Here is a 23,312-nt window from a genome sequence, read left to right as displayed (position 1 = left end):
TTCATTGTAGGCGGTTTTTTTTGGCGTGATTTTTCCTGCTGAGTTTTAGTGTGCTGTTCTTTTACTTTTAGCACCATTATTAAAAACCCGGCAAATAATTATTTGCCGGGTTTTTAATAACACTATCGGATAATAAATCCAGCTAGAAAAAGCCTCGCTTTTTCTAGCCTTTTAGAGCCGATAATACTTGCTGCTTGACATCATCAATAGGCTGCGTGCCATCAAATTTATCATATTTAGGAGCATCATTGCCTTCTTTGGCTTTGTCTTGATAAAAACCTACCAAAGCGGATGTCTGCTGATGATAAGTGGCAAGGCGCTCACGAATAGTAGACTCTTTATCATCTTCACGCTGGATAAGCGCTTCACCAGTGACGTCATCGATACCCTCTTGCTTAGGAGGGTTGTGCTCAACGTGATAGACACGGCCTGAGCCTGCATGCTGGCGACGACCGGATAAACGCTTTACAATCTCGTCATCAGGAACACTAATCTCGACCACATGATTAATCGCCACGTCAGCTTCTGCAAGCGCTTGCGCTTGAGGAATCGTGCGCGGAAAACCATCAAGGATACAGCCATTAGCACAGTCAGGCTTGCTGATACGTTCTTTCACTAAGTTGATGATAAGATCATCAGAAACTAGACCGCCAGCGTTCATGACACCTTCAGCCTGTTTGCCAAGCTCGCTGCCTTCTTTGATCGCTGCACGCAGCATATCGCCAGTAGAGATCTGCGGAATATCGTATTCTTTAGAGATAAACTGGGCTTGAGTGCCTTTACCGGCGCCCGGTGGACCTAGCAAAATAATACGCATCATTACACGACTCTCCTCAATAAATTGGATTTTAGGATATATAAAACTTAGAGATTGACTGATTACAGGGCTTACCTTACCTTGTGAGTCAATAAACCTCAAGTTTTTTTAGCATCAATGTAGCAAGTTATACTGACTACTTGTTCATATTAGACCGTTTATGTCATGGAATCAAACGCTGTAGCGGTGAGCTACAGCGCTATATATTACGGAGCATTTATAATAGCTATGAGGATTAATAAAGTACTTATTTATTATGGAACTTGTTTATTGATTTCGATATTGACTTGGGTTTGATCAGCGCTAATTACTACCGGATTACCAGATAAGTCTCCTGATTCTGCGACAGCATTACCGCTATGGCTAATGCGAGCCACTACCGCTAACTGGATTTTTTCTGCGCGCGCAGACTTTATGGTGCGACTAGGCATCATCGCATCTAAATCACTTAGGCTAACGCTGGCTTCACCTTGCTTGATAACACTAATAGGCAAGCGCTTAGCGGCAAAGGGTGGTCCTCCTTTGACATTACGAATCGCAATGAATAATACATCATCACCTTTTACCAAGGGTAGCAAACTGGAGTTGATATTCACTGTTACATTAATACCTTCGGCAGCTTGCTGCTGTTGGATATTGACGTTAGCACTCAGCTCATCTAGGCTTGCCAGTGCTTGAGTATGATCTCCTGGTTTGGCAGAAATACTGTCACGCAAGCGTTGAATCCAACCTTTTGCCTGCTCAAAATTACTGCCACGTGCCTCACCCATTGCCATCAGCATTTGCGCCCCTTCATGTTGTGGGTTCTTGGCCAATACCTCTTGTAATACACGGCGACTATTAGCATCTAACTGTCCATTATTTGCAAAAAAACTAATCTGTGCATAAGTGGTAGCAATTTCTTCATTATTAGGTGATAAACGGTACGCGCGAGATAGTGCTTCTATTGCTGAATCCGTCACCTCGAGTGATAAGAATAGCTCAGATAAGCGCATCCAGCGATTGGGGTCATCAGCATGACGATAGACATTGGTCTGCATAGCAGTAATCAGCTGGCGACCATCTTCAATCGCCCATTCTGGGGGCTGATCAATTTTGCCCGTTAATAAATCATCGGCAACTTGTCCGACTTTGTCTTCAGCAGCCCACAGCTCAAACACTGGCGTACGGTCGCTTACCAATAGATACGCCATCGCCGCCAGGACTGGCACCCAAATGGTGATAATCAATCGGCTTTTGATACCAGGGGTAACCATTGGTGCTATTTGGCGCTGCGCATCTAATAACTGCCGCTCAAGCTCAAGCTTTTGGTTTTGATAGTGACTGTCATCAATGGTGCCGCTGTCTTTGTCCGATTGAAGCTCGGCGAGGCGCTCACGAAATACTGCGACATTGACATCCAATAGCTGGTTGTCCACAGGCTTGTCTTGCAAGCGTGATGGGCGTAGCCACGGCATAATGACAATAGCAGCGAGTATGAGAGCAATCAGTAAGCTTAGGGCGATAAATAAGCCAGCAGTAGAAAATATGGTCATTTTTTGTCCTTTGTACTGGTGATGTCATGATCAATGTCTGCGGAGCGCGATAACAGACGATCAAGTTCAGCTTTCTCTGCAGGGGTTAAGGCGTCGGCTGTGGCGTCAACCGTCACACCGCTTTGACCTCGGGCAACCACCTGACGACGTTTGCTCTGCCAAAACCAGCCAGTAATCAGAACGATTAATAATAATGGCGGAAAAAACCATAATATCCATGTCGATGGTCGCACAGGCGGCTTGTAACTGATAAAGTCGCCATAGCGCTCCTGCATATAGTCGCGTATCTCAGCATCACTACGACCATCTTTAATCAAATCATATATTTTTTGCTTCAAGTCTTGCGCAATCGGCGCATCCGAAGCCGCTAGGTTTTGGTTTTGACATTTTGGACAACGCAGCTCTTCGATAAGACCACGATACTGAGCCTCCTGCTGAACAGAGTCAAAATCGTACACATTGATAGCGGCGTGTGCCGATATACTTAGCAAAAATGCCAGCATCACACTTGCCAGCCTCGATACTATAACGGTCATTATTCGAGGGGTTTTCATGTCAGTGAGTTTCATTTGCAAACCTCCTCAAGTTGACTTGGATCGGGATTATCGTTGTTTTTATTTGCCTCATTGAGCACTATTAAGCACGGCGCAATACGACTTTGCCAACTGGCCTCATTGATTTCACCAATAATATGCTGGCGAATGATACCTTTGCCATCAACAACAAAGGTTTCAGGCGCACCAGTCAATCCTAAATCCAACGCAAACTGTCCGGGTAGATCTTGAATCGACATGGAGAATGGGTCACCGCGCTGATTGAGATAGCTGAGCGCATTACCAATGTCATCTTTATAATTTACCCCAACGATATTGACGCCGCGCTCTTCAAGTTCCATTAAAAACGGATGCTCAATAATACAAGTTGGACACCAAGAGCCCCAAACATTGATCAAAAATGGCTGATCAGGTAGATTATCGTTGATCATAGTACGGGTAGTATCTGACAATAATGGTAGCTCAAAGGCAGGAACCGGACGCTCAAGGGCTGTATTGGTTACAATCTCTACCGGCTTACCAAGACGCATATACAACATAACTATCAAGCCAAAAAAGACGATCAGCGGGATCAAGAACCATATCTTTAGCTGCTTTTTATTGATCGTTTTACCACTTTGCTTGCGGTTCTGACTGTCGTTTTGATTGGGCGTATTGTCTGGTGTACTCATTTTACTTTTCCCCTATCGTTGAGACTGGGGTGGTCATAGCATTTTCAGTAGCAATACCAGCAACTTGATCCGGCGCTTTGGTTTTTTTAATACGATAACGCTTATCAAATATGCTTAATACACTACCAAAAGCCATAATAAGCGCTCCCAGCCAAATCCAGCGAATCATCGGTTTGACATAGATACGGACAGCCCATTGATTGCTGTCTTCAGCAATTGGCTCACCAAGTGCCACATATACGTCACGCATTAAACTGGCATCAATGGCCGCTTCAGTCATCGGCATCATGCTGACCACATAAGTACGTTTTTCAGGATATAAAGTGGTCACAGCACGGCCGTCTTTGGTGACCTCAACTTGGGCTTGCATACCATCAAAGTTACTGCCTTTGACCTCATGAAAATCAGCGATTTCAAAGTCATAACCTTGGACACTGACCGTATCACCAATACCCAGTGCCACATCACGCTCAACACTTAGGCTGGTGGTAAAGGCAATACCAATAACTGCGATTAACACCCCAATATGGGCAGTTTGCTGGCCCCAATAGCTCAAGCGCAACTGACGCAAACCGTTAAGGACATTCGGTGCATTTTTGGTCTTATCTCTAAAATCTACCACCATCCATAATAGTACCCAAAAGCTGACTGCTAAAGTCACGCCGATATTGAGCATTGACGACGGGTGAACAAAGTAAGTGATAATCGCTGCTAATATGAGACTGCTGACTGCAATCGCCATACCCACGCCCAATAGCGGACGTTTCTCTTGTTTCCAACGAATATTAGAGCCCATACCCATCGCAAATAATAGTAGCCAAGTTAACGGTACAAACAGCGCATTAAAGTAGGGAGGGCCAACCGATACCTGACCTAAACCAAAGGCGTCGGCAATAATGGGATAGAGCGTGCCTAGCAACACCACTAGAGTAGCAATCAAAATGATGGCGTTATTAATTACCAAAAATGACTCACGTGAAATCAATTGATACTGACTTTCAACGGTCAAACGCCAACCGCGTACCGCAAACATCAGTAAACCGCCACCAATGATAATACCAAGAATCACTAAGATCACTAGACCACGAGTCGGGTCAGCGGCAAACGAATGCACTGAGGTAATAACCCCAGAACGTACTAAGAACGTACCAAGCAGACTAAGGGCAAAGGCAAAAATTGCTAGCATAATTGTCCACGCTTTAAATACCCCACGCTTTTCAGTGACTGCCAGTGAATGCAGTAGTGCGGTACCGGCAAGCCACGGCATCAAGGATGCATTCTCTACCGGATCCCAGAACCACCAGCCGCCCCAGCCAAGCTCATAATATGCCCACCATGAACCTAGGGCGATACCAACGGTCAAAAACCCCCAAGCAGCAAGCGTCCAAGGCCGCGACCAGCGAGTCCAGGCAGCATCTAAACGCCCTTCCCATAATGCTGCCATACAGAAAGCAAACGGCACGACCATACCTACATAACCCATATAGAGCATCGGCGGATGAATAATCAGACCAAAATCTTGCAATACAGGGTTCAGATCTGCGCCATCTACGGGCAAGTTAGGCAGTGTGCGATTAAACGGTGACGAGGTAAAAATCAGCATCGCCAGCATCATCATCTGTACGCCCGCCAAAATTACCAATACTCGTGCCCGCATCGACAAAGGTAAACCACGGCTAAAGTAAGATACCAGCGCACACCAAGTGGCCATGATGGTCATCCACAGTAGCAGCGAGCCTTCATGCCCGCCCCATGTCGCTGAAAGCTTATAATACCAAGGCAACAACGTATTGGAATGCTGCGCAACGTAAACGAGGCTGAAATCGTTATAATAAAAGCCTGCCATTAGTGCACCAAACGACGTAATCATGGCTGCAAACTGTGCCCAAGCCAAACTTGGAGCCAACCGCTGCCAAGCAACTTGGTCGCGCATGACGCCAATGGTTGGTAATACTACCTGCAAAATCGCCAACACAAAGCCGGCGAGCAAGGCAAAATAACCCAATTCTGTGATTAACATACGGTCTAACCTTGTTTACCTTAATACGGTCATAGTTTACGGCTACGGAGCGGGCTTTTAACACTTCTAAAAACACCCAGCATCTGTATGGCTATTGTTACTAGTGCTGTTATCTTAAGATGATTTTTCTACTTACTGCACTTACTTCGTCGTACGTTACCGTTAACTTGTCACGGTGTTGTATCTATTATGTATGGGCTATGTAGACGACGATTTTGGCTACATAACTCTTTAAATAAATCTTTCCAATATTGAACTGAGCGCTCTATTGCATGGCTGGAAAAAACACCAAAATTAAATGCAACCAGCCGGCCAAAAATCCAGTCAAACCGCCAAGTACAATTAATGTCATCTCATCTTCACGAAACGCCGGACGTAATAAGTTTTGAAACTCATCTGGCGATAGGGCACGGATACGGTCACGAAATAACCCAAATATTTTACTGGCGCGACTTTCATTAAGCTCAGGGTCACGCAGCGGTATCATAGTCGCAGTGATTGATTTATCAATAATGGTATTCTTTAGCTGACCAAACTCACGGCGGCCGAGTCCCATGCGTAATGTGGTGCTCACTACTGGCGACTCTAGCAGTTGATAGAGATGTGCCTTCATCAGTTCACGCGTCTGCGCGGCTTTTTCACCATACATCATCTCATTCATAATATTCTCAAGCGTGACCAAGTCCGTAACCACAATCTCGGCGAACACCTCAGACACTTCCTCTTGGCGCTTCATAAAGCCGCCTTGCCAACGAAACTGCGCCACATGTGGCAGTTGCAGCTTAATAAATGGAAAGGTTTTGCTGCGGGCAAAAAACTTTAAATAAGGTATAAAGCGTGGCTCAACTGGATTAAATACCATCCAAATCGCAATCCAGTTGGTCAATAGCCCCCAGACCGCGGCAAAAAACGGTACGGTCCAATGTTGCGGTACTACTAGAAAAATGAACATCTGAATAATGCCAAAGACCAGTCCAATTAACGCACTAATATGCCAAATAAAATCAATTTCTTTTTGGCCAACTTTTAAGAACATATTGACCATCAAGCGCCGATCACTTTCCATCTTATTGACAATCATCTGACGCATATCAACCAAATCTTCAACATGATAGGTCAGATCGGTCACTAACGACTGCATAATTTCCGGTAGTGCTTGGTGCGCTTGCTTATATATTCGCCGCTTTAGCGCGTAAGGAATGTTGCCCCATAGAGTCTCTGAGCGCTCCAACATAATCTCATCAATCAAGGCTTCAAGGTTTTGGTCAACCGTATCAGTGATAAATATCGCCATCTGCGCCGGTTCCATCGCTTGAAAAAACTCGTCAAGCGAGCCGAGCTTGGATAACGTCTGATCGACAATAACCCCTGATATTTTACCCGCTTTACGTGGTACGATACCTTGCCAACCAATGCCGGGAAGCCCAAAAAAGGGAAAGTGTGGAACGCGAATACCCCGAAACTTAATGGGATAAAACAGCATTTTTAACGCCATCCATACATGTACCCAGGTGACAAATGCGGTCACCGGTGGAATGGTCAGCATGGCAAAAAATTCTGGATGCTCAGCGAGTGTCTGCCATATTGAAGTTGCGAACATGACTTTTTGGGTTCCTGACGTAGCAATTATCGTTAATCTACTGTCGTTACTAATATTGGTTGGCGGTTAACTGCTGTGGTACTGAGCGTTTCAACCAATACTTGGCAGAACCGCACAATTAGCAATGATATTTACTATAAATAAACCGTTTAATTTTAGCATACTTGCCATTTATTAGCACATATTACCCTCCCTGATAAATGACTGCAGATAGCATTTTTAATGAGTCCCTTAAGAGAGTGACGTTTTATCATTCTTCTTAAACTCACAAGGTTTATAATAAACAGTGAACCCTCATTATTAGGACTGTTGTGTCATGATTAGCCAAACTCAACATGACTGTCGTTGTTCTGCTATAACTTTATGCCGATGCATAATCTAATGACAGCAATCAATTATCTTTACTCGAGCAATAATCACCGATATTTTGGGTACTACTTGTATATGAATACATCGCGACATGAATAAACCGCTTACGTCAGACCCCGAACAGATCAACCGCATCTTTATGCATCGGATTATTATTTTTGGCCTACTGATCATTGTCGGTTTGAGTGTCTTGCTATTGCGCTATAGTTATCTGCAAGTCTATAACCACGATAAATATAAAACTCAGGCGGATAATAACCGTATTAAACTCATATCAGCGCCACCAAGCCGTGGTTATATTTATGACCGTAATGGGATACTACTGGCGGACAATCAGCCGGTGTTTACTGCTATGCTAAGCCCTCATGAAGTGGAAAATCCAGAGCGTACCTTAGCCTTGCTTGCGCCTATTTTTGAGCTGACTGATACAGATATTATTGATATATTAGCGCGGCTTACCAAAAGCAAAAATAATCCTGTTACCATTAAAATTGACTTAACAGATAGGCAATTAGCACAGTTTAGTGAGCGTAAGCCATTTTTTCGCGGGGTGACTATTCAGAGTAAAATGACCCGTTCCTACCCTTATGATGAGCTGTTTGCCCATGTTATCGGCTATGTTGGCCGCATTAATGACAAAGAAACCAAGCAGATTAATAAGGATCGCTACGCCGGTACTGATCTCATTGGTAAAATTGGTATTGAAGAGTTTTATGAGGATGCTTTAATAGGGCAACCAGGTTATAAATCAGTGGAAACCGATGCTCACGGTAATATTCTGCGTCAATTAGATACTAAGCCGCCAATCGCAGGTAACGACATTACCTTAAGTTTAGATTATGGCTTGCAAATGGTCGCTCAGCAGCAGTTAGCGGGTCGTCGCGGAGCGATTGTGGCGATAGATCCCAAAAATGGCGAGGTGCTGGCATTTGTTAGTAACCCCAGCTACGACCCTAACCCCTTTATCTCCGGTATCTCTTTTAGAGACTACGACGCCTTACGTGAAGATCTTGATCAACCCTTATACAACCGGGCTCTACAAGGAATGTATCCACCAGGATCGACTATCAAGCCGTTTGAAGGCTTAGGTGGCATTCATTATGGCTTACGCAATTGGAATACTACCATTTATGATCCCGGCTATTTTAGTTTACCTGGTGATTCGCATCGATTTCGCAATTGGAAACCCAGCGGTCATGGTACGGTCAATCTAAAAAAATCTATCGTGATGTCGGTTGATACTTATTATTATAAATTGGCTTACGAGATGGGCATTCAACGCCTACATGACTGGATGGTGCGCTTTGGTTTTGGTTCAAAAACGGGTATAGACTTACCTCATGAAAAAGCGGGTATTATGCCATCACCAAAATGGAAAAAAGACACTTACAATAGAAACTGGCTACCAGGTGAGACCATCTCTGTCAGTATTGGCCAAGGGTACTTTTTAGCCACGCCACTGCAAATTGCTAATGCCACCGCTATAACCGCCAATAAGGGCTATCATGTTACTCCCCATCTGTTAAAACGCAGTAATGGTGCGGCAGAGATTAAGACGATAGACAAAGCTGATGGCAAAATTGATTATAATGGTGAGGATTCCGACTGGACACGCATGCAAGATGCAATGGAAGAGGTCGTCAAAAGTGGTACTGGTCGCCGTATCTATACACCAGATTACCGTATCGCGGGTAAGACAGGTACAGCGCAGGTAAAGTCTATTGCTCAAGGTAAAAGCTATGATAAAGCATCGCTAGATAAGCGTTACTGGGACCACGCCTGGTTCAATGGCTTTGCCCCTGTTGAAGACCCACAGATTGCGCTTGCGGTACTGGTTGAAAACGCGGGTGGTGGCAGTACCGTTGCCGCTCCTATCGGGCGGGCATTGTTTGACTACTGGGTACTCCAGCGTAAAGACAATCCTATCTTGCCGCCAAGTGCGAGCGAGCTTAAGGTGATCAAACGTCAAAAAGCACAAGACAAAGCTGGACGTGATGCCATCCGCGATCGAGAAGAGGCGCTTAAAGAACAGACAGAATCTGAAGCAGTAACCACATTAGAATCTACCAATACGTCCGAATAAAGACGATTTAAACATTATGAAAAAATCAACAGCAGCACATAAGCCCAAACCTAAAACAGTTAATAAAACCAAAAACACAGCCGCTGGCAGTGTGCGGATTATCGGTGGCCAATTTAAACGCCGAAATGTCGCCTTTATTGATGCAGACGGACTGCGCCCTACCCCAGATCGCTTGCGTGAAACCTTATTTAATTGGTTACTGGCTGATATTCATGGCGCATGCGTACTTGATAGCTGTGCCGGTAGCGGTGTATTAGGGTTTGAAGCATTGTCTCGTGGCGCGGCGTACTGCACCTTTATTGAAGCCAATCACGCACAGAGCCAAATGCTACTGCAAAGCGCCGAGCAGTTAGGCATTGATCCTAGCAGTTATCGCATTATTTATGGTGCAGCAGAGCAAGTTTTGGGCCAACATCCCAGTATTGAAAAGTTGTTTAAGTCCCCTTCTCAGCAGATTTTTGACGTGGTCTTTATCGATCCTCCCTATGCAGAAAATTTATGGCAACCGATTTTGTCTGCTCTAATCGAACAAACCTTGATCACTGCAGGAACCCTTATATATCTAGAAGCGGATAAAGAATTAAATGAACAATTAGATGAACTGGCCTTATCTCTTAGCTCGCACCTTGCAACGCAAGGCCTAAGTGGTTTTGAGTGTATTAAACAGACCAAAGTCGGGCAAGTTGTCGCTGGACTTTATCGGCTGGCATCGTCATAATCAGGCAGCTACTATTAAGAAACGCTAAAAACTGCTAAAAATGCAGCTAGATGCTCGTATTTAATGCTTAGCAGGCTAAAATAAACCACAATGCAGCTTGCAAGCGTAGGCGCTACTGCTTATAATGTGCAGTCTGTTTTTTGAGAGCCCCGTTCCCAGACAAACTCTCAACGAATTTTAAATTTAAGGTTTTATCATGAAAACACTTAGTGCAAAACCAGCTGAAGTGACCCATGACTGGTATGTCGTAGATGCTGACGGCAAAACCCTTGGTCGCCTAGCTAGCCAAATCGCTCACCGCCTACGTGGTAAGCATAAGGCTTCTTTTACCCCGCACGTTGACACTGGTGACTTCATTGTCGTCATCAACGCTGAAAAAATTGCGGTAACCGGTAAAAAAGCGCAAGATAAAAAATACTATCGTCATAGTGGCTATCCAGGTGGTATTAAAGAAACTAACTTCACCAAGCTGCTTGCACATAAGCCTGAAGATGTTCTACACAAAGCCGTTAAGGGTATGCTTCCAAAGGGTCCTCTTGGCTATGCGATGATCAAGAAGCTGAAACTATATGCGGGTACCGAACATCCACATGAAGCTCAGCAACCTAAAGAACTAGACATCTAAGGAATCACTTATGGAACGCAATTACGGAACTGGTCGCCGCAAGACTTCTACCGCTCGTGTCTTTTTATCAAAAGGTACTGGTAGTATTGTTGTTAACGGTAAGCCACTTGATGAATACTTCAGCCGCGAAACCTCACGTATGGTTGTTCGTCAGCCATTAGAGTTACTTGATTCTGGCAGCGCTTATGACTTATATGTCACTGTTACAGGCGGTGGTAGTACTGGTCAAGCAGGCGCAATTCGCCACGGTATCACTCGCGCACTTATTCAGTCTGACGAAACTTTAAAACCTGCCCTAAAAGCAGCTGGTTTTGTGACTCGTGACTCACGTCAGGTTGAACGTAAGAAATTGGGCCTACGTAAAGCACGTAAACGTCCACAATTCTCAAAACGTTAATCAAAGCTATTTTTTATTTGCTTACTGTTGTGGCTACTGGCCTTACAATAACCATGTAGTAAGAGCCATACTTTAGCAGTAGCTAATAAAGTAATAGATTTGCAAAACCTTGTAAGCTGGTCACAGCTTATAAGGTTTTTTTATGCATTTTTTTAATTATTCGACTATCTATCTCGTACAAAAAATTCTCTCGTATGGTTGAAATCATATGATTTGTATGCAAAAGGTAATAATGCAGCCAGTACACTAGGTACGCCTAGCAAATCTAATACTGTAAGCGATTCATTGGGATTTGGCTATAGCGCTTGCAAAGTAAGGCCTACTCCCTCATCATAATAATAACTTTCACTACGAACAACAATATCATGAGAGCGCCCGAACAATTTGACCCTAGCAAACCTTCTTTAAAGACCAATACGCCGCCGCCGGACTCAATGAATAATGGTAAGCCGCCTAAATCGCCAGCCATTGCTGCTGGTACGCCAACTATCAAGCAGACTCATAAGCAAACAGCATCAGCGGCTAAAAAGCCGTTTGAGTGGCAATTTTTATTGCCTAAATATTGGGGTATTTGGCTACTATTGGTTATTTTTCTCCCAATGATATATTTACCCTTGCGTTGGCAGTTTTTGCTGGGGAGCAAGTTGGGTATTTCAATCTATAAACTTATTGGCTCGCGGCGACGCGATACTTTGACTAACCTTAGACTGGCTTTTCCTGAAAAGCCTGAGGTTGAACGTGAACTGATGGCCAAGCAAGTCTTTGTCAATCAAGGTATCGGCGTGTTTGAGACCTTATGTGCTTGGTTTCGCCCAAATGTATTTACTCGAACGGTCTCTATCTCTGGGTTGCAGCATATTGTCAATGCCCAAAATGAAGGCCGAGCGGTTATCTTATTGGGTGCGCACTATACTATGCTTGATCTAGGCGGCATGTTGTGTACGCAGTTCTTCCCCATGGATGGGATGTATCGACCGCAGAATAATGCGCTACTAGATTGGTTCGTTTATAATGGTCGCCGTAGTATATTGGGTAAGCAAATCTCCAATCGTGACATGCGCAGTTTAGTGAGCTCTATCAAAGCTGGGCACGTGATTTGGTATTCACCGGATCAAGATTATGGTCTTAAGCAAGGCGTTATGGCCCCATTCTTTGGCGTGCCAGCAGCGACTATCACTGCAACGCGACGCCTGGCGAAACTTGGTAACAAAGAGCATCCACCTGCAGTCATAGCGCTGCATACTTATCGGCAAACGCCTGATAACCTACCCAGCGGCAAACGTCCCCATTATCATCTGACCATCACGCCAGAACTAGATAATTATCCTAGTAATGATGAAGTTGCTGATGCTACCCGTGTTAATGAGATTTTAGAAGGATTGATTCGCATTGATCCGACTCAGTGGATGTGGTTCCATCGACGCTTCAAAAATGGTCTGGATGGTCGTACCGACATCTATAAGTAACATAAGCTAAGATGATGTGAGCTACCGCACAAATTTGCTATACTTCACGGCTTTTATTCAATAATAAAAATTAATATCGTCATCGCCTTTAGCTTTATTATTACCATAACTTTATACGTGACCATAACGGATTTTTCATGAGCAATAACAGTACTTCCGATAATATTATTTCAGAAAACAGCGTCCCCAATAATTCAAACGCTGCCAAGCGTATTTTAACGGGCATTAAACCAACGGGTACCCTGCACTTGGGTAATTATGTTGGCGCGATTCGTCCAGCTATTAAGTCTATCCAAAATAGTGATGATGAAGCGTTTTTCTTTTTAGCGGATTATCATGGCATTATCGGCTGTCATGATCCTGTGGTCATTCATGAATCTACTAAATCAATTGCAGCAACTTGGCTTGCTTGCGGTCTAGATCCTGAGCGCGTGACCTTTTATCGTCAATCGGATGTACCAGAAATCCCAGAATTGGCTTGGATCTTAAATTGCTCGTGTGCCAAAGGTCTGATGAATCGCGCCCACGCTTATAAGGCTTCAGTCGATGTCAACATAGACAACAACGTTGATGCGGATCAAGGGGTCACCATGGGATTGTTTGGCTATCCAGTACTGATGGCTGCAGATATCTTAATGTTTAACGCCACTCACGTTCCTGTTGGCCGAGATCAAATTCAGCATATTGAAATGGCACGTGATATTGCTGGTACCTTTAATCATAAATACAAACCGCTTTTTACCCTGCCAAATGCAGTAGTTGATAATGACACGCCTTTACTCACTGGTCTTGATGGGCGCAAAATGAGTAAAAGCTACGGCAATACTATTCCATTATTTGGTGAGATTAATCCGCAAGTAACTCCTGAAAAGCAGATGCATAAAGCGATTATGAAAATCGTCACTAATTCGCAACTACCCGCTGAGCCCAAAGATGCTGACGATTCGGCCATTTTTGAGATTTATAAAGCATTTGCCACACCTGAGGAAATCACCGATATGCGCACACAATTCGCGGCGGGTATTGGTTGGGGTGATGCCAAACAAGCGCTTTTTGAAAAAATAAATACTGAAATTGCGCCGTTCCGCGCCCGTTATCAAGAGCTGATGGCCAACCCGAAAGAACTAGAAGAAATATTACAAATGGGCGCAGACAAAGCACGACGCCATAGCCGTAAACAGTTAGATAAAACCCGACGCGCTATCGGTATCCGCCCACTTGCTAAAATTAAATGATGGCTTAAACAATCGCTTAACTTTAACAATTAAACCAAATGGCTATTTGTCATTGCAATCAATATAGATTCCAACTTATGCAAATGACATCAACCATCTACCCTGAATCGCAGACACTATCAAGCATCAGCCCCACATCGATTGTATCTGATGCTCATGATATGCCATTGCGTATTTATAAAACGCCAGTACAGCACTTACCGGAGGATTTATATGTGCCGCCGCAAGCGTTTGCCATTTGGCTAGAGCAATTTGCAGGGCCGCTAGATTTTTTATTATATCTGGTCAAAAAGAACAACGTTGATCTCACCCAAATGCCAATATTGCCGATCACTGAGCAATATTTGGCCTATATTGGCGAGTTAGATACCGATCATTTTGAGTTGGCTGGTGACTATCTACTGATGGCATCTACTTTGATTGCGATCAAGACTGAACTGCTTTTACCCACGCCGCAAACGCCTACCGATGAGCGTGACCCAAAAGTAGAATTGATTGAACGCCTTGAAGCGTATGCCCAAATCAAAGCGGCTAGCCAGCGCTTGGACAACTTAGTGCGCCTTGAGCGTGATGTATTCTTAGCGATGGTCAGTATGCCAAATAAAGACATTATGAGTGCCGAGTTACCCTGCTACTCACCAAATTTATTGATTGATAGCTTATTTAAAATGCAATTACAGCCCGGCTATCATATGCAAATGCATACCGTCAAAATGGATTCTGTGCCGCTCGCTGACCGAATCGCCAGTATTAGTCAGCAGCTGAGCACTGATGGCGCGCGCTCTTTTTATCAGCTCCTTGATAAATCACAAGGCAGAATCGGGGTAGTGGTTAGCTTTATAGCGGTACTTGAGCTGATGAAACGCCAGCTGGTGAGTGTGGTCAGTAAGAAGATAGATGGTAATACCGGTATTAATAATGAAGTCCCAAATGCTGACACTAATATTAATTTTAACCCATTAACCTTGCAATGGTCGATATAGCGTCACTTGTTCAATCAGCAAATAATATCATTTTTGAAAAGAGTAAACCCGTAATGTTAGACATTGACGACCCCAAACAGAATAGCGATAGAGAACCCACGCTAACCTCAACACCTTTGAATTCCACGTTGTCCTTACAACCGCATTCCCAGCTTGCCATCATCAGCAAGCATATTGAAGTGCTACTCCATGCTTCCGAAACGCCACTAACTGCCCATATGCTCAAAAAGCATTTGTCCTTATCCACTCAAGAGCTACAGCTGGCATTAGCTATACTACGAGAGCGCTTAAGTAATGGTGTGCTCGATCTTAGTGAAACTGTCAGTGGCTACCGCTTACAAATTTCAGACAGTTATAGTGCGCTTGTTCAGTGTGTATTCCCGCAGCGCCAGGAGCGTTTGAGCCAAGCACTACTAGAAACCCTAAGCGTGATTGCTTATAAGCAACCAGTGACCCGTAGTGATATCGAACAGGTACGCGGCGTAACGCTATCGAGCAATATATTGCGTCAGCTATTTGATAAAGGCTGGATTATGGAGAACGGTTATAAAGACACCTTAGGTCGTCCAGCGCTACTATATACTACAGCGCAGTTTTTAGACGCTTTTGGACTCAATCGTTTAGATGAGCTACCGCCGATGCCGGATATGACAGCGATTGGGGCAGCTTCTTAAACATTCTATTTTTGCATTCTTGAATATTTTACCTTATAGGCTCGATTTAAATCTTATCAAAAAAACAGACATCGACGAAATCCTTATGATAAAGATATGTAGTCGATTCAATTTAAAAACGATACAGTGCTACTGATATCAATTTTTTGCAGCCTTTATCACGCTTGCGAACAGCACGCAAGAAAAATTTATACCAGTGGCACGTTGTTATACGCGACTCTCTTTTATTGTGAACTGACTATATGTAGAATGATTTAGATAAACTGTTTCATGATATAGGCTGTACTCACTTTATTTTGAACTGACTGCGCCAATGTTATTTATACCACCAACCAAATACTTTCCAATTTTTAATTTGTTTAATAAGTAGGTTGTAATCATAGAAGCTATAATACTTCCTATAAACAAAAAGACTATCTTAAAAACTGTCCAATCAACACCTAATATCCCTAATACTTTGTTGATAATTATCAAATAAAATAGATGGAGTAAGTATATTGGAAAAGAGTATCGACTTATTTGCATTATCAAATAAGGAGTATTTTTTATCTTGGTAAATATATTATAGAGCGTACCAATCATGCTAGTTGTAAAAAAAACCATAATATAACTTTTTGAAGATACTGGAATTAACTCAAGGGAAGATAATATAGCGGTAAGGATAGCAAAAAAGATAGTAGCAACTAGAATCAGTCTTCTATTTTTATCTAAAATAGATAAAAATAGACTATAATTCCTACCAATATAATAAGCTAATGTAAAATAAAAAACCCAGCCTATGAAAGGTATCCAATGACCTCTCTTCCAAAAATAATTGACTAGCTCACTATCTATGGGTGAGTTTGAGAAGTTAAATACCCCTAAATAAAATAAATTTATGATTAATGAGATTGTTATAATGACAAATGGATTCTTTCTTGAGAGGTAGTTATGGAAAAAGTAAGATAACAAATAAAACTGGAATATTATTAAGACGAAATAGCCATGATAATTTCCTAAAATATTAAAAAAAATATTTATAATGATTTCTTTTGTAGATATAGACTCAACAACACCAACAATAACTGCATAAAACACAGCCATGGACAAGTAGGGTAGCATTATAAGCTTAAGCCTTCGTACTAAAAAATTACTTGGTAAACCGTTAGGGTATGAATATGAAATTAGTAATATAGAGATAAAGATAAAAGTTGGTGTGCCAAATGTCAATAACACCCTGATAATGGTTATAATAATATTTAATTTATCATTGATGATAGATACGTCAAGCTGGGTAACCTCAATTGAATGTAATAAAACCACACTGAGACAAGCAACTGCTCGCAATATAAAAATCTCATTAATATAATTTTTGTTATCAGGTTTTTTTATCATTTATATGTATCATTTTTAGGTTGATATTAGCTACCTACAAGCAGGCGAATCGTCATTTTGATAAAAACTATATTTTAATTAATCAAAAAATAGATCTAATTAAGACTTTTAAGGCCATTTCTAAAATAACTAAAATCAAGATTAATATGATAATTTGAGAATAACACTACTCGAAGATTTATTTAGTTTCAATCTTGGAATGTAAATTTTTTATAAGGTCTATTAATAATCTATCAAATAATATTTTTTAGCATCCTGAAAACTAATTTATCGTATATAGAGGTAGACATAGATTCTTTTGATAACGAATTTGAATCTACAACTAAAAAACCATTAATAGTATTATGTAATTTATCTAAAAGGATTTCTTCTACCAACATAGGATTTTTCAATAAAAAAGTACTGGGTTCTATAACAAAGAACTCTAAATCAGCCATATCTTCTATATGAGCATTTGAAATTCCAAAATCAATATATTTTTGATTATCATGAAATTTAACAAGACTGGGATTTTTGCTATCTAACTTAAAAACAGAGAATCTAGACTCACCACATACTTCAAAGCCAGTAGCCAAATACCAATTAAAAGCTTTTACATTACAAGAATCTACATCGAGTGATAGATTAAGACCATTCAACTCTGCTTGTTTGATTACCCAAGATAGCAATAGTTTACCAAGACCGATTCCTTGGTACGACGAGCTGACTACAATATGAGTTATATGTAAATATCTATCAGCTTCCCTATATTGAACAACGGCCATTAACTCCTCATTTTGAACAATGCCAAAAAACTCCTCTAAGTTTTCTTCACAAATAAATTTTAGATAGTTAGCTAATTTTGGGCTTTGATACACCGTACCTAAAAGGTAAAGCTGTTCATACTCAGTGTTATACAGAGTACTAATTTTATTAGCATAATCAGGTGATAGCTTTTCGACTTTCACTTTTATACCTCTCTTTATTTAGATCAAGCATTGTTGCATTTGAGGGGCTAGTAAAATCGTCACACCCAATTATTTTTTTACTTAATTTATCTACATATATGGTTTTAAGATCATTCACATATGGATTCTATAGTCAATCTTAGATAAAACCGATACAATGTTCATAATCAACTCATTTAATGACATAAACGATGACCTACTCAATCGACTTTCGCAAACAAGTATTAAAGAGGGCATTACCATTCGAGAAGCCACTAATTTTTATCACCTTAGCACAAGCTCTATTCACAGCTGGCAACGGAGCTTAGTTCCTAAAAAAACAAGAAATAAACCGCCGACTAAAATATCTAATGAAGCGCTATTAAAAGATGTTGAGCAGCATCCAGACGATTATATGTACGAGCGAGCACAGCGTCTAGGCTGTAGTAAGTCAGGTATTGAAGCGGCATTAAAACGTCTTAGCATCACTCAAAAAAAAGACACTAGAACACCCGAAATCCTGTCTAATAAAAAGAGCTGAGTATCAAAGTAAGCTTGAAGGCTTCATGAAAGCAAGTGACCCCATTGTTTACATGGATGAAAGCGGATTTGAGGCTGAAACCATCAGACCCTATGGCTATGCAACGATAGGTAAACCTTGTATCGACAACTACAATTGGCAATCAAAAAAACGTACCAATGTCATCGGTGCATTGTATGAGAAAATGCTGTTCGCACTTGATTACTTTGATAGAAATATTAATGGCGATATATTCTATCACTGGTGCAAACATACGCTAATCCCGACCCTTAAGGCCAAATGCGTCATTGTTATGGATAATGCCAGCTTTCACAAACGTGTTCAAAGATTGCTTAATAGGCATGGTCACCGTTTGTTATTTCTACCACCGTACATCCCTGATCTGAACCCTATCGAAAAGAAGTGGGCACAAGCTAAGTTTCTACGCCAAGGATGGATGGAGAATAATCTGCCTAAACTGTTTCATGATATGGGCTGTTCCAGTTTTATTTTGGATTGACTATATGCTGAAGCCAGCCCTGATATATAATTAGTTCTTTATAAATAAGATACAATCGTTTTAAAACAAGCACAATGGCAGAAGAGTACATGACATATTCAGCAGACTTTCGAGCTCAATTGATTAAAAGTATCAAACAAAAGGACATGAGCATCCGCCAAGCTTGCACTTTCTATAACATTAGCAAAACTACCTTACAGCGCTGGCTCAAAAACTCAAGTATCAAACAAACTCGCAATAAACCACCCAGTAAAATGCACGATGAGCTATTACTAAAAGATATTGAACAACATCTAGACGATTATCTGTATGAGCAAGCACAACGTTTCAATTGTAGTAAGACGGGCATTCATAAGGCTCTAAAACGTTTAAGCATCAGTCAAAAAAAAGACCTTGGAACATTCAAAAGCCTGTCCGATCAAAAGAGCCGAGTATCAGAGTAAACTTGACAGTTTTAAGCAGCAATGCTATCCCATTGTTTATATAGATGAAAGCGGCTTTGAGGCCGAGACCATCAGACCTTATGGTTATGCACCGACAGGCGAACCTTGCATTGATAGCTACAACTGGCAAGCAAAAAAACGTACCAATGTCATCGGCGCTTTATATGAAAAGATGCTGTTTGCCCTTAATTACTTTGAGCAGAATATTAATGGCGACATATTCTACCACTGGTACAAACACACGCTAATTCCAAACCTTAAGACTAAATGCGTGATTGTGATGGATAATGCCAGATTTCATAAGAACAAACGTATTCAAAAGCTAATGAACAGGCATGGTCATCGTATTCTATGGCTGCCACCTTACAGCCCTGATTTAAATCCCATTGAAAAGAAATGAGCACAGGCTAAATTTCTACACCAAGGCTGGATGGAGAATAATTCACCTAAACTGTTTTATGATATGGGATGTGTTTCTTTTATTGTGAACTGACTATAGTTAATACTAAATAAAATAGATGCGCTAATAGTTACGTGCAGCTGGTAAAAATTTTCTGGCTTGCTGTGCGGCTATGCCACTCTAGAGGCTGCAAAAATTTCTACCAGCCACACTGTATCTTTTTTAAAGTGAATCGGCTATACCATTTCAAAACTTAATGAAACGCTCAGTTTTTTGTACTTTATATTTTTATAAATGTGTCTTATCAGCATATATTTTTTAATAGCTCACAATTCTCTCTTGTCCTACTGCTAAATGATGACGACTTGATATAGATAGCCTAACCTTTACTTGTATCCATTTTAGTAAACACCCTATCTATGACCCCTACGCTTTGCTCAATCTCTGCTTCAGTAAGCGTCGGATGTACCAAGAACATCAAGCTAGTCTCACCTAGCCGCTTCGCCATAGGTAGTCTTGTCTCTGGGCGCAGTCCAGTATTATTAAAAGCTTTTTCTAAATAGACTTCAGAAGCCGATCCCGAAAAACAAGGGACTCCAAATTCATTAATCTCTTGGATAATACGATCTCGCGACCAGCCATCAGGTAGGTTCTCTGGCTGTACGTAAACATATAGCTTATAGTACGCATGTTTAGAGCCTGCAAACTGTGGCGACTTTTCTAGCTTTGGTACAGACAAATAGCCTTTGACTGCCCACTGGTCACACGCATGCAAGATTTCCTGTGCATTGTCAGTACGCTTAGCTGTCCAATCAGGCATCCTCTCAAGCTGAATACGGCCTATCACCGCTTGCATCTCGGTCATTCGCCAGTTAGTACCAAAGCTCTCGTGTAACCAGCGATAGCCAGGTGGATGCTGCTTTTCATATACGGCAGCGTAGCTCTTGCCGTGGTCTTTATATGCCCACATTTTACGCCATAGCTGCTCATCATTGGTGGTAACCATACCGCCCTCACCACCGGTCGTCATAATCTTGTCTTGGCAAAAACTCCAAGCGCCAATATGACCAATACTACCGACACTACGCCCTTTATAGCGCGTACCATGCGCCTGTGCACAATCTTCTATGACATACAGATCGTGTTTCTCTGCTAATGCCATAATGCTATCCATATCACATGGCCAGCCTGCTAGATGTACACAGATAATCGCTTTTGTTTTGTCGGTTATGACTGCAGCGATGGTCTCAGCAGTAATATTGCCTGCCTGCGCATCGATATCAGCAAAAATAGGCGTCGCGCCAACATTGACTACACATGAGATGCTAGCGATAAAGGTACGCGGGGTAACGATAACTTCATCACCAGTACCTATACCGAGTGCTATCAAAGCCACATCTAATGCCAGAGTGCCATTACCTAAAGCGATGGCATAACTACTGTCTGACCAATCAGCAAACTCTTGCTCAAACTGCCGGCATTCTTGACCCGTCCAATAGTTGACCTTATTGGATAATAGTACTTGGCTGACAGCATCCGCTTCTTGCTGAGTGAAGCTTGGCCATGGTGAAAATTGAGTATTTAGCATAAGGGATGGATGCTCTTATAATGAATAAAATTAAGTCACTACTTAAAAAATTTAAAGTCTAAGCAAGCTCTGACTTAGGTTTAATGACAACGTCGTCGTACATCATCATTACTATGTCATCTTCATAATTTCCGAAATTTTCTGTATTCTTAATACCATTTATATTGTTAATTATCATTTTGTAAAAATCAATACCAGAACCATATGCATGAGGGTAAGCCCCACCAAAACGTGGATTTATTTCGGAGAGGTAATACTGCCCATTCTTGTAAAAGAAATCCATATCAATAGGTCCATAGAACTCAAATTTAGGTACTATTTCTTTTATGAAATCGAATAAAGCGTTATCTTTAAATGATATTGTTTTGCTAGCTCCACCAATTTTTGTCTCAATCTTCCTTTTTGAAAAAGCAGCTACAGGCTTATTACTTATACAGTCCACATAGACATCTACATCCAGATCATCACCAATCATTAGCTCTTGAATGATGTAATCAGCCTGAGCATTATTTTCTAACTTTTCTTCAAGTTGAGTAAGATCACTAATTTTCTCAGCACCAACACTAGCGCTACCAGCTCGTGGCTTTATAAACACTGGAAATTCTATTTCTTTACTTTCTAAACCAACCTTAAAGCTTTCAAGGTTATCGTAGGTCAAAACAGTATTAATATTATTTTTCTTTAAAAACTCGTACATTTTAAATTTATCAAAACAAAGTAATGAAGTATCATATGAAGGACAGAGAGGTAAAACACCAATATCAATAAAATGAGACCTATTTTTTGCTAAAATCTCTATTTCAGGATCTATTAATGTAGTTATAGCGCGTACTTCATTTTCTTTACATGTTTTTAGTATATACTGTAAATAAGAATCATCATCAACTCTGGGAGATACAAACGGTTGATCAGAAAAATACAAGGCAGGTGCATAAGGACTACAGTCAGTTGCTAAAATATTGACTTGACTGTCACTCTTTTTAAGATCAATAAGAAGTCTTGATCTGCGGCCCACACTACAAAATAATATATTCATAATAATAAAAATCCTTTATAAGTTTTTCTTCGTTATCTCATAACAAAGTAGTCTTCATTTAAAATACTTTCAAAATCTATATAAAAAATTAAGTATTTATTTTAATAGTTATTGATAGGGTTAAAATTAATGGACGCTTAATTGATTTGCTAAGCATCATTGATGTTACTACCAGTAAACTTACTCATAGTCGCTTCACCATCAGCATTAATTCCATCTCTAATAAGTACTTTCTTCACTGTTTTAAACAAAATATTAACATCTAGCCACAATGACTGATTGTCAACATACCAGGTGTCAAGTTTAAACTTCTCATCCCAACTGATGGTATTGCGACCATTAATTTGTGCATAACCAGTAATGCCAGGAAGCAATGAATGACGACGGTTCTGCTCTTGATTATATAACGGCAGATACTCCATCAATAAAGGACGAGGCCCTACTATGCTCATATCACCTTTAATAACATTCCATAGCTCTGGTAGTTCGTCGAGACTGGTATTTCGTAGATTCTGACCAAATGAAGTAAGACGCTCACTCTCTGATAAAAGATTGCCTTCATTATCTGTAGCATCTTTCATAGAACGAAATTTTATCATCTCAAATGGCTTGCCATTTAAACCTGGCCGTGTCTGCCGAAACAGCACTGGGGAACCAAGGTTTTTTTTGACCTTATAAGCCACAACGACATATACAGGAGATAAAATAACTAAGGCAGTAGCTGCAGCAGTAATATCAAAAATTCTTTTTAGCATTCG

Annotated in this window: 23 protein-coding genes; 12 read left to right on the top strand and 11 right to left on the bottom strand. The window is 41.3% G+C overall.

Annotated features, from left to right (window positions below):
• Positions 1-163: 163 nt before the first annotated feature.
• The 6 genes from adk to AAEY88_RS06490 form a co-directional block, all read right to left on the bottom strand.
• Positions 164-820 carry an adenylate kinase gene (gene adk, locus AAEY88_RS06515; protein ID WP_350560657.1) on the bottom strand — a complete coding sequence of 219 codons (657 nt, stop codon included), beginning with the start codon at positions 818-820 and terminating at the stop codon, positions 164-166.
• 251 nt (positions 821-1,071) lie between these two features.
• On the bottom strand, positions 1,072-2,352 hold the full coding sequence (ccmI, locus tag AAEY88_RS06510) for a c-type cytochrome biogenesis protein CcmI (RefSeq protein ID WP_350560655.1): 1,281 nt from the start codon (positions 2,350-2,352) through the stop codon (positions 1,072-1,074).
• The gene (locus AAEY88_RS06505) at positions 2,349-2,855 is read right to left on the bottom strand and encodes a cytochrome c-type biogenesis protein (protein WP_407074436.1); all 507 of its coding nucleotides are present in this window, start codon (positions 2,853-2,855) and stop codon (positions 2,349-2,351) included. The genes ccmI and AAEY88_RS06505 overlap by 4 nt, the downstream gene beginning before the upstream one ends.
• 62 nt (positions 2,856-2,917) lie before the next feature.
• Positions 2,918-3,577 carry a DsbE family thiol:disulfide interchange protein gene (locus AAEY88_RS06500; RefSeq protein ID WP_350560653.1) on the bottom strand — a complete coding sequence of 220 codons (660 nt, stop codon included), beginning with the start codon at positions 3,575-3,577 and terminating at the stop codon, positions 2,918-2,920.
• Position 3,578: 1 nt separating this feature from the next.
• Positions 3,579-5,597: a heme lyase CcmF/NrfE family subunit gene (locus AAEY88_RS06495; protein ID WP_350560651.1), complete on the bottom strand. Its 2,019-nt coding sequence runs from the start codon at positions 5,595-5,597 to the stop codon at positions 3,579-3,581.
• A gap of 265 nt (positions 5,598-5,862) precedes the next feature.
• The gene (locus AAEY88_RS06490; RefSeq protein ID WP_350560649.1) at positions 5,863-7,197 is read right to left on the bottom strand and encodes a hypothetical protein; all 1,335 of its coding nucleotides are present in this window, start codon (positions 7,195-7,197) and stop codon (positions 5,863-5,865) included.
• 460 nt (positions 7,198-7,657) lie between these two features.
• Here AAEY88_RS06490 and mrdA point away from each other — a divergent pair, with 460 nt between their 5' ends.
• The 8 genes from mrdA to scpB all read left to right on the top strand — a co-directional run bounded on the left by mrdA (position 7,658) and on the right by scpB (position 15,747).
• The gene (mrdA, locus tag AAEY88_RS06485; RefSeq protein ID WP_350560647.1) at positions 7,658-9,649 is read left to right on the top strand and encodes a penicillin-binding protein 2; all 1,992 of its coding nucleotides are present in this window, start codon (positions 7,658-7,660) and stop codon (positions 9,647-9,649) included.
• Positions 9,650-9,665: 16 nt separating this feature from the next.
• On the top strand, positions 9,666-10,367 hold the full coding sequence (rsmD, locus tag AAEY88_RS06480) for a 16S rRNA (guanine(966)-N(2))-methyltransferase RsmD (RefSeq protein ID WP_350560645.1): 702 nt from the start codon (positions 9,666-9,668) through the stop codon (positions 10,365-10,367).
• A gap of 196 nt (positions 10,368-10,563) precedes the next feature.
• The gene (gene rplM, locus AAEY88_RS06475; protein WP_350560643.1) at positions 10,564-10,992 is read left to right on the top strand and encodes a 50S ribosomal protein L13; all 429 of its coding nucleotides are present in this window, start codon (positions 10,564-10,566) and stop codon (positions 10,990-10,992) included.
• Between the two features lie 10 nt (positions 10,993-11,002).
• A complete protein-coding gene (gene rpsI / locus AAEY88_RS06470) occupies positions 11,003-11,389 on the top strand; it encodes a 30S ribosomal protein S9 (RefSeq protein WP_350560641.1) in 387 nt (128 codons plus the stop codon).
• 365 nt (positions 11,390-11,754) lie between these two features.
• The gene (locus AAEY88_RS06465; RefSeq protein ID WP_350560639.1) at positions 11,755-12,855 is read left to right on the top strand and encodes a lysophospholipid acyltransferase family protein; all 1,101 of its coding nucleotides are present in this window, start codon (positions 11,755-11,757) and stop codon (positions 12,853-12,855) included.
• A 137-nt stretch (positions 12,856-12,992) separates the two neighbouring features.
• A complete protein-coding gene (locus tag AAEY88_RS06460; RefSeq protein ID WP_350560638.1) occupies positions 12,993-14,090 on the top strand; it encodes a tryptophan--tRNA ligase in 1,098 nt (365 codons plus the stop codon).
• Between the two features lie 161 nt (positions 14,091-14,251).
• On the top strand, positions 14,252-15,073 hold the full coding sequence (locus AAEY88_RS06455) for a segregation/condensation protein A (protein WP_350561093.1): 822 nt from the start codon (positions 14,252-14,254) through the stop codon (positions 15,071-15,073).
• Positions 15,074-15,126: 53 nt separating this feature from the next.
• Complete coding sequence (gene scpB, locus AAEY88_RS06450) at positions 15,127-15,747, top strand: SMC-Scp complex subunit ScpB (protein WP_350560637.1); 621 nt, start codon at positions 15,127-15,129, stop codon at positions 15,745-15,747.
• Positions 15,748-16,038: 291 nt separating this feature from the next.
• Here scpB and AAEY88_RS06445 read toward each other — a convergent pair whose 3' ends face one another.
• Positions 16,039-17,121 (bottom strand): acyltransferase family protein, encoded by a 1,083-nt coding sequence (locus tag AAEY88_RS06445; protein WP_350560636.1) that lies wholly within the window; start codon positions 17,119-17,121, stop codon positions 16,039-16,041.
• A gap of 233 nt (positions 17,122-17,354) precedes the next feature.
• Positions 17,355-18,068, bottom strand: coding sequence for a GNAT family N-acetyltransferase (locus AAEY88_RS06440; protein ID WP_350560635.1), 714 nt, complete (start codon positions 18,066-18,068; stop codon positions 17,355-17,357).
• A 157-nt stretch (positions 18,069-18,225) separates the two neighbouring features.
• Between AAEY88_RS06440 and AAEY88_RS06435 the strand changes: the two genes are divergently transcribed.
• The 4 genes from AAEY88_RS06435 to AAEY88_RS06420 all read left to right on the top strand — a co-directional run bounded on the left by AAEY88_RS06435 (position 18,226) and on the right by AAEY88_RS06420 (position 19,930).
• Entirely contained in the window at positions 18,226-18,588 is a 363-nt protein-coding gene (locus AAEY88_RS06435) for an IS630 transposase-related protein (RefSeq protein WP_350560634.1), read from the top strand.
• 25 nt (positions 18,589-18,613) lie between these two features.
• Complete coding sequence (locus tag AAEY88_RS06430; protein WP_350560633.1) at positions 18,614-19,087, top strand: IS630 family transposase; 474 nt, start codon at positions 18,614-18,616, stop codon at positions 19,085-19,087.
• 89 nt (positions 19,088-19,176) lie between these two features.
• Complete coding sequence (locus AAEY88_RS06425) at positions 19,177-19,530, top strand: IS630 transposase-related protein (RefSeq protein WP_350560631.1); 354 nt, start codon at positions 19,177-19,179, stop codon at positions 19,528-19,530.
• Positions 19,481-19,930: an IS630 family transposase gene (locus tag AAEY88_RS06420; protein WP_350560629.1), complete on the top strand. Its 450-nt coding sequence runs from the start codon at positions 19,481-19,483 to the stop codon at positions 19,928-19,930. Before AAEY88_RS06425 ends, AAEY88_RS06420 begins: the two co-directional genes overlap by 50 nt.
• Positions 19,931-20,309: 379 nt before the next feature.
• On the opposite strand, the gene AAEY88_RS06415 is transcribed toward AAEY88_RS06420, so the two are convergent.
• The 3 genes from AAEY88_RS06415 to AAEY88_RS06405 form a co-directional block, all read right to left on the bottom strand.
• A complete protein-coding gene (locus AAEY88_RS06415) occupies positions 20,310-21,518 on the bottom strand; it encodes a DegT/DnrJ/EryC1/StrS aminotransferase family protein (RefSeq protein WP_350560627.1) in 1,209 nt (402 codons plus the stop codon).
• 58 nt (positions 21,519-21,576) lie between these two features.
• Positions 21,577-22,554: an ATP-grasp domain-containing protein gene (locus AAEY88_RS06410; protein ID WP_350560625.1), complete on the bottom strand. Its 978-nt coding sequence runs from the start codon at positions 22,552-22,554 to the stop codon at positions 21,577-21,579.
• A 149-nt stretch (positions 22,555-22,703) separates the two neighbouring features.
• On the bottom strand, positions 22,704-23,309 hold the full coding sequence (locus AAEY88_RS06405; RefSeq protein ID WP_350560623.1) for a sugar transferase: 606 nt from the start codon (positions 23,307-23,309) through the stop codon (positions 22,704-22,706).
• Between the last annotated feature and the right edge of the window lie 3 nt (positions 23,310-23,312).

It is taken from the genome of Psychrobacter sp. CAL346-MNA-CIBAN-0220 (assembly GCF_040309805.1).
Lineage (GTDB): Bacteria > Pseudomonadota > Gammaproteobacteria > Pseudomonadales > Moraxellaceae > Psychrobacter.
Note: the sequence above shows the minus strand (reverse complement) of the source record. Positions and strands in the feature narration are given on the sequence as shown.